Raw genomic sequence first — 15,496 nt, 5'->3', positions numbered from 1 at the left:
GAAATGGCTTTTTCGTTCAAGAACCGCAGGCCAGAGCCTCTGAGCCTGGAGTTGGAGCGGTGGTCCATGAAAAAGTTTTATGTGACGCAATAAACATTTTTGCGGTCAGGCGCGATTCGCAGGAAGGTTGCTGTCCGTCAAGGTGAGGGCGAATAAAAAGCTGTCAGCGCTCCAGCTGCGCCAAGTGCCTGCCAATTCATCGGCCTCCGCTGGGCTGGCGGTGTCGATGAACCCACCAGCAGGCCCTGGACGTGGGGCGCTTCCAGATGCAGCGCGACAGCGCCTGGACTGCCAAGCCGGCGGCCTGGGCGGCAGTTCGATCCGTGCGCAGGGCATTCGCCAGCGCCTCGGCAAACCGATGGCGGCACTGGCGGGGAAGGTTAAGCCTGAGATTAAGAGGTCGGGCGATCGGCCGCCGGATCCTATGGCGAGCGCTCACCGGGAGCGCCAGGCCCAGGCTATACTGGGCCTCTCTCCCGACCACCCAGGTGCAGCATGGCTACCGATACCTCGAAGCTGGATCGAATCCTCGCCGAGACCCAGCGCGAGCGCGAACGCGGCTATCGCGAAAAAGCGCTGAAGATGTATCCCCACGTCTGTGGTCGCTGCGCCCGGGAATTCGCCGGCAAGCGCCTGAGCGAGCTGACCGTGCATCATCGGGACCACAACCACGACAACAATCCCCAGGACGGCTCCAACTGGGAATTGCTCTGCCTGTACTGCCACGACAACGAGCACAGTCGCTACACCGATCAGCAGTATTTCAGCGACAGCTCCCTGAGCACGCCCAAGGTGGCCCAGGCCACCCACAACCCCTTCGCCGGGCTGGCGGGACTGCTGAAAAAGGACTGAGCGCACAGCGATCCAGGCAGTCCGTCCTGCCTTAAGCTGATCTTAAGTCTCGCCCTCTAGCGTTTCAGGTCTTTGGCCGATTGCCGACCTGGGAGCGAGAGGGGATGAGACGTTCGAGCGTTGCTAAACGGTTGGCCGCCGGAGCCTTGGCCGTGCTGGCCGCAGGCTGTCTGCCGGAGGCCTCCGCCGAGATGACCGTCATTCGCGGAGAGGGCGGTGCTGCCAGTGCCGACACCGCGTCGGTGTACTTCAACAGTGGTATCAACGACCGCTCGGTCAGCTCCCTGCTGGCCGCCCTGAGCGACATCGCCCTCAAGTACCCCGCCACCAAGAACGTCAATCTCTACCTCAACAGCCCTGGCGGCAGCATGGAGGCGGGCTATGTCGCCTACGAGTTCATCCGCCACTATCCACTGCACATCAATACCATCGACGCCGCCGCGACGGATTCATCCGCCACCATGATCTATTGCGCGGCCGAAGATCGTTATGCGGCGCCACTCGCCAGCTTTCTCCTGCATCCGGCCGCGGCGGCCATCGCCGTCAACGGCTACATGAAGCCGGACCAGGCCAAGCAGGCGTTCGAGGACGTCGAGCGCGAGAACCTCAAGTTCCGCGAGATCTACAAGGGCTGCATCAAGCTGGCGCCAGAAGAGCTCACTACCTTGCTTTCCTCCGAAAGCAACAGACGACGACTGGGCTACGACGCCGCCAAGGACATCGGTTTGATCACCCGGGCGCCGGACCGGTTGCCGCGTGGGATCGACCGGGCTACCTACCTCGTCAGCGACGGCGGAAGCCGGTGAGGGCAGGTTGACGCCCGGCCAGACCGGCAGGTGCGGTCTACAAACGCTCGTTCTTTCGTGATACCTTCGGGGTATGCATTGCCCCTCCCGCGACTGGCAACCCAGTCCCCCATAGCTCGCACCTCTCCCGTCCTTGCTCGCTGACGCAAGGACGTCTGCCGTCCTGTCGCGCCCGCGGCGTGGCGGCTGCCAACCCTGGAATTCACGCCTGATCCGGCGTCTGCCACTCGCTCGACGGGTCAGGCACAGGTGCGAGTTGTCCATGTTGAATACCCTCAAGAGGCATTGGTTTTCCAATGTGAAGAACGATGTGCTGTCCGGATTGGTCGTCGCCCTGGCGCTGATCCCCGAAGCCATCGCCTTTTCCATCATCGCCGGACTTGATCCCAAGGTGGGGCTCTACGCCTCCTTCTGCATCGCCGTGGTGATCGCCTTCGTCGGCGGTCGCCCCGGGATGATCTCGGCGGCTACCGGCGCCATGGCGCTGCTGATGGTGACCCTGGTCAAGGAGCACGGCCTGCAATATCTGCTGGCCGCGACCCTGTTGACCGGGGTGCTGCAGATCGCTGCTGGCTATCTGCGCCTGGGTGCGCTGATGCGCTTCGTGTCCCGTTCCGTGGTGACGGGCTTCGTCAATGCCCTGGCGATCCTGATCTTTCTGGCCCAGTTGCCCGAGCTGACCCATGTCGGCTGGGAGGTCTACGCCATGACCGCCGCCGGGCTGGGCATCATCTATCTGTTCCCGCTGCTGCCGGTGGTGGGCAGGCTGCTGCCTTCGCCGCTGGTGTGCATCCTGGTGCTGACGGCCGTCTCCCTCGTCCTGGGGCTGGACATCCGCACGGTGGGTGACATGGGACAGCTGCCCGATACCCTGCCAGTGCTGCTCTGGCCCCAGGTGCCGCTGACGCTCGACACCCTGCTGATCATCTTGCCTTACTCCCTGGCACTGGCCGTGGTGGGGCTGCTGGAGTCGCTGATGACGGCCACCATCGTCGACGACATCACCGATACGCCCAGCGACAAGAATCGTGAGTGCAAGGGGCAGGGGATCGCCAACATCGCCGCTGGCCTGCTGGGCGGCATGGCGGGCTGCGCCATGATCGGCCAGTCGGTGATCAACATGAAATCCGGCGGACGCACCCGGCTGTCCACTCTTTGCGCCGGCGTCTTCCTGCTGCTGATGGTGGTGTTTCTCGGTGACTGGCTCGCCCGGATTCCCATGGCGGCCCTGGTGGCGGTGATGATCATGGTCTCCATCGGCACCTTCAGCTGGGATTCGATCCGCAATCTGCGGCGGCATCCGCTCTCCACCAACCTGGTGATGGTGGCCACCGTGGCGGTCGTGGTCGCCACCCACAACCTGGCGCTCGGCGTGCTGGTCGGGGTGCTGCTGGCTGCGCTGTTCTTCGCCAACAAGGTGGGGCACCAACTGACGCTGACGTCTCGTCTGGAGGCGCCCGGCGTTCGCGTCTACGAGGTGCGTGGTCAGGTGTTCTTCTCGTCCACCGCGGCCTTCATCGAGGCCTTCGATTTCAAGGAGGTGCTGGACGAGGTACGCATCGATCTCAGGGCGGCTCAGTTCTGGGACATCACCGCCGTCGCCGCCCTGGACAAGGTCGTGCTCAGGTATCGCCGGGAAGGCGTGACCGTGCAGGTCCTCGATCTCGATCAGGCCAGCGCGACCCTGGTCGACCGCTTCGGCATCCACGACAAACCCGGGGCCAGCAGCCAACTGCTGGGCCACTGAGGAGGGCGACACCATGAGCAAGATCATCGCCTGTATCGACGGCTCGCCCCTGGCGGGCAGTGTCTGCGATCACGGTGCCTGGCTGGCCCGACGCCTGGCGCTGCCCCTCACCCTGCTGCATGTCCTGGAGCGCAGCCTCTATCCCACAGCCCCCGATGCCAGCGGCGCCATCGGTCTCGGTTCGCGCGAGCATCTGCTCGAAGAACTGGCGCGGCTGGACGAGCAGCGCGCACGCCTGGCGCGTGCCGATGGCGCGGCTCTGTTGGCTGGGGCCGTGGAACGCTTGCAGGGCAGCGGGCTGGTCAAGGCGCCTGCCACGCTCCAGCGGCACGACTACCTGGTGGATACCCTGCGCGAACTGGAGCCTGACATGAGCCTGCTGGTGATCGGCAAGCGCGGCGAGCACGCCGGTCGCCGCGGCATCGGGAGCCAGCTGGAAACCGTGGTGCGAACGCTGCACAGGCCCATCCTGGTGTGCGCCGCCGACTTCCGCGAACCCCGGCGCTTTCTGCTCGCCCATGACGGCAGCGAGGCCACCCATCGGGGACTGCTGGAGGTCGCCAGGAGCGGGTTGCTGGCAGGGCTGCAGGGCGAGGTCTTGCAGGTCGGTGAGTCCACGCCGGCGCGCGTGGCCGAACTGGAGGCCGCTGCGGAGCTCCTGCGTACCGGCGGCAGCGAGGTGACGACCCAGCTCGTGGCAGGGCATCCGGCCGAGGTGATTCCCGAGCGGGTCCAGGCCTCTCGGGCCGACCTGCTGGTGATGGGTGCCTACCGTCATTCCGCTGCCCGGCGCTTGCTGCTGGGAAGTCAGACGTCCCACCTGTTGCACCACACCGACATCACCACCCTGGTACTGCGTCCCTGAGAGAGCGGCCCTGGTCGCTACGGCGGCCAGGGCTTTCGCCTGTCAGGAGCCCGGCTGCAGGGCCTGTTCGAGAAAGTCGATGAAGGCGCGGACCTTGCCGCTCAGCGCGGAACGCTCGGAAACGCAGGCATAGATGTCCATTGGCTCCGACTGCGCGGCGGTGGCGTCTTGGCTCTGGGCGTCGAACAGTGACACCAGCTGGCCCCGCTCGATCAGCGGCAGGGCGACGAAGTCCGCCAAGCGTGCGATGCCGCCCCCGTTCACGGCGAGCTGGGCGATCATGTCGATGTCGTCGCAGACGAAGCCAGGGCGGGTGGCCGCCTCGAAGGTCTGACCCGCGCGCACGAAGCGCCAGGGCAGATAGCGTCCATCGGTGGGATAGCGAAACAGCAGACAGGCGTGCTGCTGCAGCTCTTCCGGGGTGCGGGGTGTGCCGGCCTGTTCGAGATAGGCGGGCGCGGCGCAGAACACAAAGGCACGGGAGGCGATCCGACGGGCGACCAGGCTGTCGCTCAGCTGTGCTTTGATCCTCAGGCTGACATCGATCTGTTCCAGGCGATGATCCAGGCGCCGGTCGCTGCCGATCAATTCGATGTCGATGCCCGGATAGGTACGCTTGAACGCCGGCAGCAGCGGCGCCAGCAGGTGGCGGCCAAAGGCGGCGGTGGTGGCTATCCGCAGCGGTCCCTGCGGCTCGCTGGCCAGGGTGGCCAGGTGGGCGGCGATCTCGACGTCCTGGGGGATGTGCCGGACTTTCTCGAAATAGCGGGCGCCGCTTTCGGTCATGGCGAGACGGCGCGTGGTCCGCGACAGCAGCCGTACGCCCAGATGTGCCTCCAGACGAGCGATGCTCTGGCTCACTGCGGCCGCGCTCAGGCCCTGAGCGCGAGCGGCGCCGGCGATGCTGCCGGCTTCCACGACCCTGATGTAGGTACTGATCAAGCCCAGGATGTCCATGGGGTCCCTGCCGAAGGATTCGTTGATTTTTGTTTATAGTGAACCAAGACAGAGAAGGCTACCGGCAGAGACTCGCCCTTGTAAGCTTGGCCTCGATTCCTTGACCCGAGGCAACCCGATGAAGCCAATCAGTCCTGCCACATCAATAAAACCACGCTTTCCCAAGCGGGCGACGCCCTATGTTTTCGCTCTCTATATGTCGACCATCATGGCCCTGCTGATGTGCCTGGTGATCACCCTGGCGGAATTCGGCTTCGACGCCGACTACTTCAGGAATGTGATGAATGCCTATCAGGTGGCCATGCCGTCCGCCTTCGTCTGCGTGTTGCTGGTACGGCCTCTGGTCGCCCGACTCGTCGCCCTGACCGTCCATGCCTGAGCGGTTTCAGGCGGCTTGTCGGTCACGGCCGGCCACCTGGGCTGCGCCTGGCCATTCCGCTCAGGACGGCGAGCCAGGCGACGCCCACGGCATAGTTGAGGCGCTGGTAGAGCCCGAAGCCTTGGCCGTCGGCGACCGCGCTCGCCATCATGCCCGCGGTGACCAGGGCCAGCAGGGTGCAGACCGCCGAGAAGGCAGCCAGGCCGGGCGAGGCCAGCAACCGCTTGCCGAGCCACGCCCAGAGCGCGCTCGCCAGGGTCAGCGACAGGAACATCACCAGGCCGGCCAGATTATGCAGCTGCTGGGAAACGGAGGGCTGCAGCGGGGCGCAGCCCTGGTCGCAGGGGAACAGCCCGGTGGCGAAGCTCGCCAGGCCGTGGAGCAGGATCAGGGCCGCGCTCAACCCGGCTAGGCGCGAAGTGCGAAAACGTCTGGCCAGCCCCAGGGCGACCAGCACGAACAGCACCCCCAGAGGAACGTTGTTGAGCCAGGCGGAAAATCCCTGAGTGGGCGCATCGACAGCCCCCAGCCGACTCAGGGCATGATCGACATGGCTGTAACCGGGATACGCCAGGGCGGTCAGCCCTACGCCGATAGTCAACCAGAACGGAATCAACAGACCCGTGCCCAGCAGCAGCCGATCCATGCGGTTCCAGGCGAACGTCCTCGTCATCATCACTGCTGCTGCCTCCCTGGTATCGTCTGGTCATGCTAGGAGGTGCTGGCGGGCGAGCGTTACGGATTTTTTTGCAAGGCAGCTTGCCCAGGCGTCATCCTGGGGCGCCCCGCTGCCAAGGATGACCGCTGATGACTAGACGCCTGCCCAGTACTACGGCGCTGGTGGCCCTGGAAGCGGCCGCCCGCCATCTCAGCTTCGCCAAGGCGGCGCAGGAGTTGTCGCTCAGCGAGGGCGCCATCAGCCGGCAGATCGCCAAGCTGGAGGCTGCACTGGGCGTCAGACTGTTTCTGCGGATCGGCAACCGCGTCGAGCTTTCCGCTGCCGGAGCCCGCTATGCCGCGCACATGCGCACGGCCCTTGCCGACATCGAACGCCACACGCGGCAACTGGTCGCCCAGGCCCGCGGCACCACCGCGCTGGAGATTGGCGTCATTCCGACCCTGGCGGGTCGCTGGCTGATCCCGATGCTGGCGCGCTTCCAGGCGCGCCATCCGGACATCGAGGTCAATCTGCGCGAGCGGACGCAGCCCTTCGCCCTGGAAGACAGCGGACTGCACGCCGCGATCAACTATGACCATCCGGTCTGGCACGGTCTGCGGGTGCAGCCGTTGTTCGAGACGCAGCTGGTCGCGGTCTGTCATCCACGTCTGGCGGGCAATCCTCCGGCCAGCCTGCCGCTCCTGCACAAGCTGGAGAGTCCGCACAGCTGGGCCCGTTATGCCACGCTCACCGGGTTACCCCTGGGCGCCCAGGCGGTTGGTCCTACCTATGATCGCTACTCGCTGCTGATCGAGGCCGCCAAGGCCGGCTTCGGCATGGCCCTGGTACCTGAGCACTACATCGAGGAGGATCTGGCCGCCGGCCGACTTCAGGCGCCCTGGCCGGTCCTGCCGGAGCTGCGTGAACGCTATGTGCTGGTCACCCGTCCCACGACGGAAATCGATTCCGCGCTCGCAAGTTTCGAACGCTGGCTGCTGGAAGAGGCGAGGATGGGGTGAGGGAAGTCGTGGAGCCGTAGGTTGGGTTGCGACGGCTCCACCGTCGAAGCCCAGCGGCCCAGTGTTCAGCTAACTGGCGTTGGGCTTCGCTGAGCTCAGCCCAACCTACCTCGTGCCAGCGCGTGGAAAAGGCTGCGCCGTTTTCCACGCAACACCAGGCATGACAGGTGCTTTCCACTCCCTCGGGTAGAGCCAGCCGTAGGTTGGGCTGAGACGGCTTCACCGTCGAAGCCCAACGGCCCAGCCTTCACCTGACTGACGTTGGGCTTCGCTGTGCTCAGCCCAACCTACCTTTTGTGCCGCGTTTTCCTTCCTGCTGGAAGTCCATCCCAGGCGCTCCCTCTCCCTTGGGGAGAGGACCGGAGTGAGGGGAAGGAGCGCCCGCCAGGATCACACCTTGAAGCGTGTCGTCATCTCCTGCAGGCGCACACCGATACGGGCGAGCTCCATGCTCGACGAGGCCGTCTCCTCGCTGGCGGCGGCGGTCTGGTCGGAGATGTCGCGGACGTTGGTGACGTTGCGGCTGATCTCTTCGCCGGCCGAACTCTGCTGCTCGGCCGCGCAGGCGATCTGTTCGTTCATCGACTCGATGTCTTTCACCGACTGGGTGATTCGCTTGAGCATCTCGCCCGCCTCGCGGGACAGGCCGACGCTGCTGTCGGTCAACTGCACGTTATGGTCGAGCACCGTCGCCATGCGGTCGGTGCTCTGGTGCAGACCGGTGATGAGCTGGGCGATCTCGTCCGTCGAGGAGCGGGTACGCTGGGCCAGGCCGCGGACCTCGTCGGCGACCACGGCGAAGCCACGTCCCGCCTCGCCTGCGCGGGCGGCTTCGATGGCGGCATTGAGCGCCAGCAGGTTGGTCTGCTCGGCCACCGCCTTGATCACGTCGAGTACGCCGCCAATGCTGTCGGCGTGGCCACGGAGGGTGGCCATGGCCGCCTTGGTCGACGCCATTTCCCGGGCCAGCAGCTCGATCTGGTCGATTGCCTTGCTGACCGATAGATCGCCTTGCTGGGCCTGGCGACTGGCGTCCAGCGCGGACTTGGCCGCTTCGCCAGCGTTGCGCGCCACCTCGTGGGTGGTGGCGGTCATTTCCTGCATGGCGGTGGCGATCTGGTCGGTCTCGACCTTTTGCGACTGCACGCCAGCGCTGGTCTGCTCGGTGACCGCCGACAACTGCTCGGCAGCGCTGGCTACCTGGACGACACCGTCACGCACCTCGCCAATGAGACGCCGCAGGTTGCCGGTCATGCGCTGCATGCTGGTCTGCAGGGCGCCCAGTTCATCCTTGCGGGTGACCTGCTGCTGATGGGTGAAGTCGCCGTTGGCGACCATTTCGGCCAGCGCCACGGTGTCCTGCAAGGGTTTGACGATGGAACGGGTGATCAGCCAGGCACAGGCCAGGCCCAGGGCGATAGCGATTGCCAGCCAGATCAACAGCAACTGGCGGGCATTGGCCACGTCGGCCGCGCGGAATTCCTGCTGGATGGCGGTGAGCTTGTCGGCGATGGAGAGCAGGGTGGTGATGGTGGTGGTGATGCCGCCCTGAGCCTGGTCCACCTGCGCCTGCGCTGCCACCAGTTGTTCGAGGCGCTGCCCGTAGCCGGAGATTTCACCGAGCAACTTCTGCACGGTCTCGGCCGGCAGAGCCGTGGCGCCGAGCGCCTTGGCCTGGGAGAGCGCGGCGTTGACGGAGTCGCGCACCTTCTGTTCGCTATCCTTGTTCGGTGCGGTGGCATAGCCACGGAAATCCACTCGCATCCGCTGCACGCCAATGAAGAGCGCCGCCAGCTGCTGGCGATCGGCGGGGCGACCGGTCTCGCCGTTCGCCGCTTCAGCCAGGGTGAGCAGATGGGTGTTGGCGGCCTCGGCCGCAGCGCTGGCGACCTTGCGGATGGCTTCCCGCTCGCGGGTGGCGGTGATCGTCTGATCGTAGAAGTCGCGATAACGCTTCAGGGTGTTGTCCGCCTCGTCGAGCAGGGTCTGATTAATCGGAGATTTGAAATGCGGAACGATGCCGTGCAACTGGGCTTCGGTCTTTTCCAGGGCGGCGAGCCACTTGGCCGCCTGGGCATCATCGGCCTTGGTGAAGTACACCAGTCGCTCGATGCGCATGTCACGGGCCACGGTGCTGTAACCGGCGATGTCGTTCATGCGTTCGCTGCGATCGCGCAAGGTATCGGTGGCCGACCAGCCGGTGTAGGCCACCAACAGGATCATGCCGATGAGCAGAGCGAAGCCGAGGGCCAGCTTGGCCCTGACGGTGAGATTGCTTAATACATTCCAGCCATTTTGCTGCATTTGGACTACCTGGATAGCGGAGCTCTGGATGACGCCGGCCACGGGGCCAGCGTCTTCTTGAGGGTTACGGCAGCCTCTGTTTCGTCAGCTACCGGCAGGGCCGGTGGGCGCGAAGGGCGCTTGGCATCTTGTGCGAGTAACCACGGGTATTCCCCTAGGCGCCTTGGGCAAGACCTGACCTCGCCCTGCCGCCTGCAGGCGCGGACGGGCAATCAGACGATTGCGGTCTCGCGCCGAGGAAAGCAGCGGATGAGGTGGTACAGCCACGACGGTGCTTAAGGTCTCCTTAATAGAGGCGCGATTGCTGGAAGGTTTAAAGCCAAGCGATAGGCTGCACAATTACCGGGATATGCGGCCTGTTCTGGTGGAGATCTCACATCGTATCTTTTTGATTTTATTGATAAAAATTGCTGAACAGTTTGACTAAATACAAGGAAAAGTCGTCCTTTTTCACAGGTAAGGCGTGCTGAAAGCCTGATAAGACTCCTCCCTTCATGGCAATTACCAAGACGCTTGCCCATGGCGACGACCTGCGTGGACTGGCTGCCGCAAGGCGTTCGGGATGCCGTCGTGGGCCCAAGCAAAAACGCCCCGACCTCATGGCCGGGGCGTTCCCTTACCTGACTGACCTACTCGATCAGACCGCCGCGCTGCGCTCCTTGATGTCCTGGTGCAGGATGCGGTCGTTCTCGGAGTAGTCCACCGGGCAGTCGATGACGTGGACGCCAGGGGTGTCCAGGCAGTGCTGCACCAGCGGGGCGAAGGCCGCCGCGCTTTCCACGCGATGGCCCTGAGCGCCGTAGCTTTCGGCGTAGCGGACGAAGTCCGGGTTGCCGTAGTCCAGGCCGAAGTCCTCGAAGCCCATCTGCGCCTGCTTCCAGCGGATCATGCCGTAGCCGTCGTCGCGCAGGATGATGACCACCAGGTTCATCTTCAGGCGCACCGCGGTTTCCAGCTCCTGGCTGTTCATCATGAAGCCGCCGTCGCCGCACACCGCCACGATGGGGGTGTTGGGATGGACCAGGCGCGCGGCCATGGCCGACGGCAGGCCGGCGCCCATGGTGGCCAGGGCGTTGTCCAGCAGCACCGTGTTGGGCATGTAGGCCTTGTAGTTGCGGGCGAACCAGATCTTGTAGATACCGTTGTCCAGGGCGACGATGCCGTCGGACGGCAGCACGTTGCGCAGATCGGCCACCAGGCGCTGGGGGTAGACCGGGAAGCGGTCATCGGTGGCGCCTTCGGCGACATGGGCCTCGTTGGCTTCGCGGATGGTCAGCAGGCGGTCGAAGTCCCAGGTGGGCTGGACCTCGATGCGCTCCTTGATCTCCCAGATGGCGTTGGCGATGTCGCCGACCACCTCGACCTGGGGGAAGTACACCGGATCGACTTCGGCGGAGCGGAAGTTGATGTGGATGACCTCGGTGCCGCCGCGGGTCATGAAGAACGGCGGCTTCTCGATCACATCGTGGCCGATGTTGACGATGAGGTCGGCGGACTCCAGGGCGCGGTGCACGAAGTCACCGGCGGAGAGGGCGGCGTTGCCCAGGAAGCGCGGATGGCGCTCGTCGACCACGCCCTTGCCCAGCTGGGTGGTGACGAAGGGGATGCCGGTCTTCTCGATTAGCTGACGCAGCACCCGCGCGGTCATCTTGCGGTTGGCGCCGGCGCCCAATACCAGCACCGGGCTGCGGGCGTTTTCCAGCTTGGAGACGGCGGCGGCGATGGCCTTGGCCTCGGCGACCGGACGACGGCTCAGGCTCGGCGGTACCGGTAGGCTTTCGGTGTGCTCGTCGGCGATGTCTTCCGGCAGTTCCAGGTGCACGGAGCCGGGCTTCTCTTCCTCGGCGAGACGGAAGGCCTCGCGGATGCGTGACGGGATGTTGTCGGCGGAGGCGAACTGGTGGGTGTACTTGGTGAGCGGCGCCATCATGCGGCACACGTCGAGAATCTGGAAACGACCCTGCTTGGATTTCTTGATCGGCTTCTGGCCGGTCAGCATCAGCATCGGCATGCCGCCCAGGTAGGCATAGGCGCCGGCGGTGACCAGGTTGGTGGCGCCTGGACCGAGGGTGGAGAGGCAGACACCGGTCTTGCCGGTGAAGCGGCCGTAGGTGGCGGCCATGAAGCCGGCGGACTGCTCGTGGCGAGTCAGGATCAGCTTGATCTGCGAGGAGCGACGCAGGTATTCCAGCAGGTCCAGGTTCTCTTCGCCGGGAATGCCGAAGATGTATTCCACACCCTCGTTTTCCAAGCAGCGAACGACCAGATCGGAGGCCTTCATCATGAGTGTTGTATTCCTTGTGGGGTGGATGGCGAGCGCCTGAAGCGCCTCCTCTATGAGGCGCGGCGGTCACTGTACTCAGGAACGGCGAAACATTTCAAAACAAGGAACCACCCAGTTTTACTTCTGTGACGAATGGCCGCAGCGGAAACGATTCAGGCGAGGCAGCGTTGTAGCGACGCCCTGGCGCGGCGCAGGTGCAGCCCGGCGAACAGCAGGCCCAGAGCGGCGATCACCAAGGCCGGTTGCAGGTCGCCGGCAAAGTGACTGCTCACCGCGCCGAGCAAGGGACCGAGCAACTGGCCGCTGGCGAAGCTGGCGGTCAGTACCCCGGCGTTGCGTTGCGGCGTGGCCGGTGCCAGCTCGCGGCCGTACTGCATCACCAGCTGCATGCAGGCGAGGAAGGGGCCGCCACAGAGCAGCACCCCGAGGAACAGCGCCAGGCTGCCCGGCAGGAGGCAGAGCAGCACACCTGCGGCCTGCAGCCAGAGGGTGGCGATCAGCCAGCGGCGGGTACCGGTGCCCGGGCGACGCAGGCTCACCAGCACCACGCCCAGGGCTGCCGCCAGGCCATAGCCGGGCCAGAAGAGGTCGGCCTGCCACTGGCCGTGGAAGCGGCTGGCGGCCATCTGCGAGAGGAAGGTCGCCGGCAGGATGTAGCCGACGCCCACCAGGCCATAGGCCAGGATCAGGCGGTTGAAGGCGGGCGAGCGCTTGGTCGGCGCCGCGGCGGTGGTAGGCAGCGGGGTGGCGGGACCGCGCCGTGGCAGCAGCGGCAGCAGTGCCAGGGTGGCCACGCTGGCGAGCAGGCCGTAGCTCAGCCACAGCTGGTTGGAATCGCCACCCAGGCGATTGCTGACCAGGGCCATCAGGCCGCTGATGAGGATGCCGACCCCGGGACCGGTAAAGACCAGAGCGCCCAGGCGTGGCCGTCCGGCCTCGGCGGCCAGGGGCTGGCTCAGACCGGTCACCATCACCAGCACCCAGGCACTGGCCAGGCCGGTGCCGAAGCGCAGCAGCGCCTGGGCGGCCAGGCCATCGGCCAGCAGGGAGGCCAGGGTCAGGCCGGCGCAGAGCCAGAGGCCTCCGACCAGGCGCGCATGGGTGCGACGGGCGAAGAGGGCGTCCAGGGCCCCGAGCAGATAGCCCAGGTAGTTGGCCGCGGCCAGCAGACTGGCGCCGGTGAGGTCGATCTGACCCTCGGCGATCAGGTGGGGCAGGGCGGGGGTCAGGGCGAAGCGGCCGATGCCCATGGCGGTGGCCAGGGCCAGCAGGCAGGCCAGCAGGCGGGTAGTGGCGGTCATCGAAAAGGCTCCGGTAACAGGTGGATGCTGACAGCCTAGGCCTTGAAGTTAATCAATAAAAACGAATAATAGAGAAATAGATGTTCAGCTAAAGAGAAAGGTATGGAATTCGCCGAATTACGCATCTTCCAGGCGGTGGCTGAGGAGGGCTCGCTGGTACGGGCCGCCGAGCGGCTCAACCGGGTGCCCTCCAATCTCTCCACGCGCCTGCGCCAGCTGGAAGACAAGCTGGGGGTGGAGCTGTTCCTACGCGAACGCCAGCGGCTGCACCTGACCGCCGCCGGCCACCGGCTGCTGGACTACGCCCATCGCCTGTTCGCCCTGGCCGACGAGGCACGCAGCGCGGTGCAGGGCGGGGAGCCGGCCGGCACCTTCGTCCTGGGTTCCATGTTCAGCACCGCAGCCATCCATCTGCCGGGGCTGCTGGCGCGCTACCACCAGCGCTATCCCAAGGTGAATCTGCAGGTGCACAGCGGCCCCAGCGGCGAACTGGTGGAAGGCCTGCTGGCCGGTCGCCTGGACGCCGCCCTGGTGGACGGCCCGGCGCCCGATGTGGCGCTGGAGGGCCAGCCCTGGTTCGAGGAACGCCTGGTACTGATCACCGGGCTGGAACTCGGCCCGGTGCGCTCACCGGCCGACGTGGCCGGGCGTCCGGTGTTCGGCTTTCGCGCCGGTTGCTCTTATAGACGCTACCTGGACACCTGGTACGCCGCGGCGGGGGTGCCCAGCGGCCCGGTTATGGAGATCGAGTCCTACCACAGCATGCTGGCCTGCGTGATCACCGGTGGGGTGGCGCTGATGCCGGAATCCATGCTCGACAGCCTGCCCGGCCGCGAGCGGGTGCAGCGTCACCCGATCCAGGCGCGCTTCGCTCAGGCCACCACCTGGCTGATGTGGCGCAAGGGCCGCGAGGGCGCCAATCTGCGCAGCTGGCTGGAGTTGCGCGAGAGCTTGCAGAGCGACCGCAAAGCTGTTGCTTTGATGTGATGATTGCCCGATCCTAGGCGGCGGACTCCTACCGTCTACCGAGGACGATCATGATAAGAATAGCCATCGTCGGTTTGGGCAAGATCGCCCGTGACCAGCACCTGCCGGCGCTCGCCGCCAATCCCGCCTACGAGCTGGTCGCCGTGGCCAGCCGCAACGCCCAGCTCGACGGCGTCGCCCACTATCCCAGCCTGAGCGCCTTGCTCGAAGACGGCCCAGCCATCGACGCCGTATCGCTCTGCGCGCCAGCGGCGGTGCGTTACGAACAGGCGCGCGAGGCCCTGGCCGCCGGCAAGCACGTGATGTTGGAGAAGCCGCCGGGCGCGACCCTGAGCGAAGTGGACGCCCTGGCCCGCCAGGCCGAGGCGGCGGGGCTGTCGCTGTTCGCCACCTGGCATTCGCGCTATGCCCAGGGCGTGCAGCCGGCCCGCGAATGGCTGGAAGCCAAGCGCATCCAGGCGGTGCGGATCGAGTGGAAGGAAGACGTGCGCGTCTGGCATCCCGGTCAGGCCTGGATCTGGGAACCGGGCGGCATGGGTGTCTTCGATCCGGGCATCAATGCCCTGTCCATCGTCACCGCCATCCTGCCGCGGCCGTTCTTTCTCAAGGAGGCGACGCTGCAGGTCCCCGGCAACTGCCAGACCCCGGTGGCCGCGCAACTGGCCTTCGTCGACAGCGCCGGCGTGCCCATCGCCGCCGACTTCGACTTCCTGCAGACCGGACCCCAGACCTGGGACATCCACGTCGACACCGATGGCGGTCGCCTGACCCTGAGCAAGGGCGGCAGCGAGCTGTACCTGGACGGCCAGCTGACCCACCAGGGCCCCGACCGGGAATACGCCGGCCTCTATGCCCGCTTCGCCGAGCTGGTCGCCCAGAACCGCTCCGACGTGGACGTGGCCCCGCTGCGCCACGTGGCCGACGCCTTTCTCTATGGCCGGCGCGAGACGGTGGCGGAGTTTCACGAGTAGGGCCTCCCTCACCCCGGCCCTCTCCCCGGTGGAGAGGTGTGGCATGGTGGGCTCTGGTAGGTTGGGCTGAGCAAAGCGAAGCCCAACAGGGGGGCTTGGCTGTTGGGCTTCGACGGTGGAGCCGTCTCAGCCCAACCTACGGCTCGGTCTCCTATCCCAAGGGAGAAGGGGCGTCATGGTGGGCTCTTGTAGGTTGGGCTGAGCAAAGCGAAGCCCAACAGGGGGGCTTGGCTGTTGGGCTTCGACAGTGGAGCTGTCTCAGCCCAACCTACGGCTCGGTCTCCCTCACCCCAGCCCTCTCCCGCGGGGAGAGGGGGCGTCATGGTGGGCTTTTGTAGGTTGGGTTGAGCGCAGCGAAGCCCAACA

13 protein-coding genes and 1 pseudogene are annotated in these 15,496 nt (G+C 65.7%); 8 read left to right on the top strand and 6 right to left on the bottom strand.

From position 1 onward, the window contains the following. Positions 1-495 precede the first annotated feature (495 nt). The 4 genes from BMZ43_RS03590 (at position 496) to BMZ43_RS03575 (ending at position 4,270) form a co-directional block, all read left to right on the top strand. Positions 496-852: a YajD family HNH nuclease gene (locus tag BMZ43_RS03590; RefSeq protein ID WP_017638989.1), complete on the top strand. Its 357-nt coding sequence runs from the start codon at positions 496-498 to the stop codon at positions 850-852. 191 nt (positions 853-1,043) lie between these two features. Next, on the top strand, positions 1,044-1,658 hold the full coding sequence (locus BMZ43_RS03585; protein ID WP_177344765.1) for an ATP-dependent Clp protease proteolytic subunit: 615 nt from the start codon (positions 1,044-1,046) through the stop codon (positions 1,656-1,658). A gap of 262 nt (positions 1,659-1,920) precedes the next feature. Beyond that, positions 1,921-3,405, top strand: a complete 1,485-nt coding sequence (locus tag BMZ43_RS03580) for a SulP family inorganic anion transporter (RefSeq protein WP_093249865.1) — start codon at positions 1,921-1,923, stop codon at positions 3,403-3,405. A 13-nt stretch (positions 3,406-3,418) separates the two neighbouring features. Then, positions 3,419-4,270, top strand: coding sequence for a universal stress protein (locus tag BMZ43_RS03575; protein ID WP_064306714.1), 852 nt, complete (start codon positions 3,419-3,421; stop codon positions 4,268-4,270). 42 nt (positions 4,271-4,312) lie between these two features. Here BMZ43_RS03575 and BMZ43_RS03570 read toward each other — a convergent pair whose 3' ends face one another. After that, positions 4,313-5,227, bottom strand: coding sequence for a LysR family transcriptional regulator (locus BMZ43_RS03570; protein ID WP_093249862.1), 915 nt, complete (start codon positions 5,225-5,227; stop codon positions 4,313-4,315). Positions 5,228-5,345: 118 nt separating this feature from the next. Between BMZ43_RS03570 and BMZ43_RS03565 the strand changes: the two genes are divergently transcribed. Beyond that, positions 5,346-5,606, top strand: a complete 261-nt coding sequence (locus tag BMZ43_RS03565; RefSeq protein WP_064306712.1) for a DUF2798 domain-containing protein — start codon at positions 5,346-5,348, stop codon at positions 5,604-5,606. 22 nt (positions 5,607-5,628) lie between these two features. On the opposite strand, the gene BMZ43_RS03560 is transcribed toward BMZ43_RS03565, so the two are convergent. After that, positions 5,629-6,282, bottom strand: coding sequence for a DUF998 domain-containing protein (locus tag BMZ43_RS03560; RefSeq protein ID WP_256562859.1), 654 nt, complete (start codon positions 6,280-6,282; stop codon positions 5,629-5,631). A 131-nt stretch (positions 6,283-6,413) separates the two neighbouring features. On the opposite strand from BMZ43_RS03560, the gene BMZ43_RS03555 reads away from it, so the two are divergent. Next, positions 6,414-7,283, top strand: coding sequence for a LysR substrate-binding domain-containing protein (locus BMZ43_RS03555; RefSeq protein ID WP_064306710.1), 870 nt, complete (start codon positions 6,414-6,416; stop codon positions 7,281-7,283). 390 nt (positions 7,284-7,673) lie between these two features. Here BMZ43_RS03555 and BMZ43_RS27160 read toward each other — a convergent pair whose 3' ends face one another. The 4 genes and pseudogenes from BMZ43_RS27160 to BMZ43_RS03540 form a co-directional block, all read right to left on the bottom strand. Further along, positions 7,674-8,537 (bottom strand): methyl-accepting chemotaxis protein, encoded by an 864-nt coding sequence (locus BMZ43_RS27160; RefSeq protein WP_371099766.1) that lies wholly within the window; start codon positions 8,535-8,537, stop codon positions 7,674-7,676. Beyond that, positions 8,532-9,506: pseudogene (locus tag BMZ43_RS27155) on the bottom strand (methyl-accepting chemotaxis protein); the annotation flags it as partial. The gene BMZ43_RS27160 and the pseudogene BMZ43_RS27155, both read right to left, overlap by 6 nt. Positions 9,507-10,224: 718 nt before the next feature. Beyond that, the gene (locus BMZ43_RS03545; protein WP_093249850.1) at positions 10,225-11,871 is read right to left on the bottom strand and encodes an acetolactate synthase large subunit; all 1,647 of its coding nucleotides are present in this window, start codon (positions 11,869-11,871) and stop codon (positions 10,225-10,227) included. Between the two features lie 152 nt (positions 11,872-12,023). Further along, entirely contained in the window at positions 12,024-13,172 is a 1,149-nt protein-coding gene (locus BMZ43_RS03540; RefSeq protein ID WP_093249847.1) for a YbfB/YjiJ family MFS transporter, read from the bottom strand. Between the two features lie 102 nt (positions 13,173-13,274). On the opposite strand from BMZ43_RS03540, the gene BMZ43_RS03535 reads away from it, so the two are divergent. Next, positions 13,275-14,159: a putrescine utilization regulator PtrR gene (locus BMZ43_RS03535; RefSeq protein WP_093249834.1), complete on the top strand. Its 885-nt coding sequence runs from the start codon at positions 13,275-13,277 to the stop codon at positions 14,157-14,159. A gap of 50 nt (positions 14,160-14,209) precedes the next feature. Beyond that, complete coding sequence (locus BMZ43_RS03530) at positions 14,210-15,130, top strand: Gfo/Idh/MocA family protein (protein WP_093249831.1); 921 nt, start codon at positions 14,210-14,212, stop codon at positions 15,128-15,130. Positions 15,131-15,496: the final 366 nt, after the last annotated feature.

The organism is Pseudomonas sp. Snoq117.2 (genome assembly GCF_900110545.1).
GTDB classification, from domain to species: Bacteria; Pseudomonadota; Gammaproteobacteria; order Pseudomonadales; family Pseudomonadaceae; genus Chryseomonas; species Chryseomonas benzopyrenica.
The sequence above is the reverse complement of the archived record's forward strand: the minus strand, read 5'-3'. Positions and strand labels throughout refer to the sequence as shown.

Excerpts from the sequence above, each read along its gene's own strand:
- BMZ43_RS03580 (WP_093249865.1), top strand. The coding sequence starts at position 1,921 with ATGTTGAATACCCTCAAGAGGCATTGGTTTTCCAATGTGAAGAACGAT.
- BMZ43_RS03555 (WP_064306710.1), top strand. The coding sequence starts at position 6,414 with ATGACTAGACGCCTGCCCAGTACTACGGCGCTGGTGGCCCTGGAAGCG.
- BMZ43_RS03535 (WP_093249834.1), top strand. The coding sequence starts at position 13,275 with ATGGAATTCGCCGAATTACGCATCTTCCAGGCGGTGGCTGAGGAGGGC.
- BMZ43_RS03585 (WP_177344765.1), top strand. The coding sequence starts at position 1,044 with ATGACCGTCATTCGCGGAGAGGGCGGTGCTGCCAGTGCCGACACCGCG.
- BMZ43_RS27160 (WP_371099766.1), bottom strand. The coding sequence starts at position 8,537 with ATGACCGGCAACCTGCGGCGTCTCATTGGCGAGGTGCGTGACGGTGTC.
- BMZ43_RS03570 (WP_093249862.1), bottom strand. The coding sequence starts at position 5,227 with ATGGACATCCTGGGCTTGATCAGTACCTACATCAGGGTCGTGGAAGCC.
- BMZ43_RS03530 (WP_093249831.1), top strand. The coding sequence starts at position 14,210 with ATGATAAGAATAGCCATCGTCGGTTTGGGCAAGATCGCCCGTGACCAG.
- BMZ43_RS03565 (WP_064306712.1), top strand. The coding sequence starts at position 5,346 with ATGAAGCCAATCAGTCCTGCCACATCAATAAAACCACGCTTTCCCAAG.
- BMZ43_RS03560 (WP_256562859.1), bottom strand. The coding sequence starts at position 6,282 with ATGATGACGAGGACGTTCGCCTGGAACCGCATGGATCGGCTGCTGCTG.
- BMZ43_RS03590 (WP_017638989.1), top strand. The coding sequence starts at position 496 with ATGGCTACCGATACCTCGAAGCTGGATCGAATCCTCGCCGAGACCCAG.
- BMZ43_RS03545 (WP_093249850.1), bottom strand. The coding sequence starts at position 11,871 with ATGATGAAGGCCTCCGATCTGGTCGTTCGCTGCTTGGAAAACGAGGGT.
- BMZ43_RS03575 (WP_064306714.1), top strand. The coding sequence starts at position 3,419 with ATGAGCAAGATCATCGCCTGTATCGACGGCTCGCCCCTGGCGGGCAGT.
- BMZ43_RS03540 (WP_093249847.1), bottom strand. The coding sequence starts at position 13,172 with ATGACCGCCACTACCCGCCTGCTGGCCTGCCTGCTGGCCCTGGCCACC.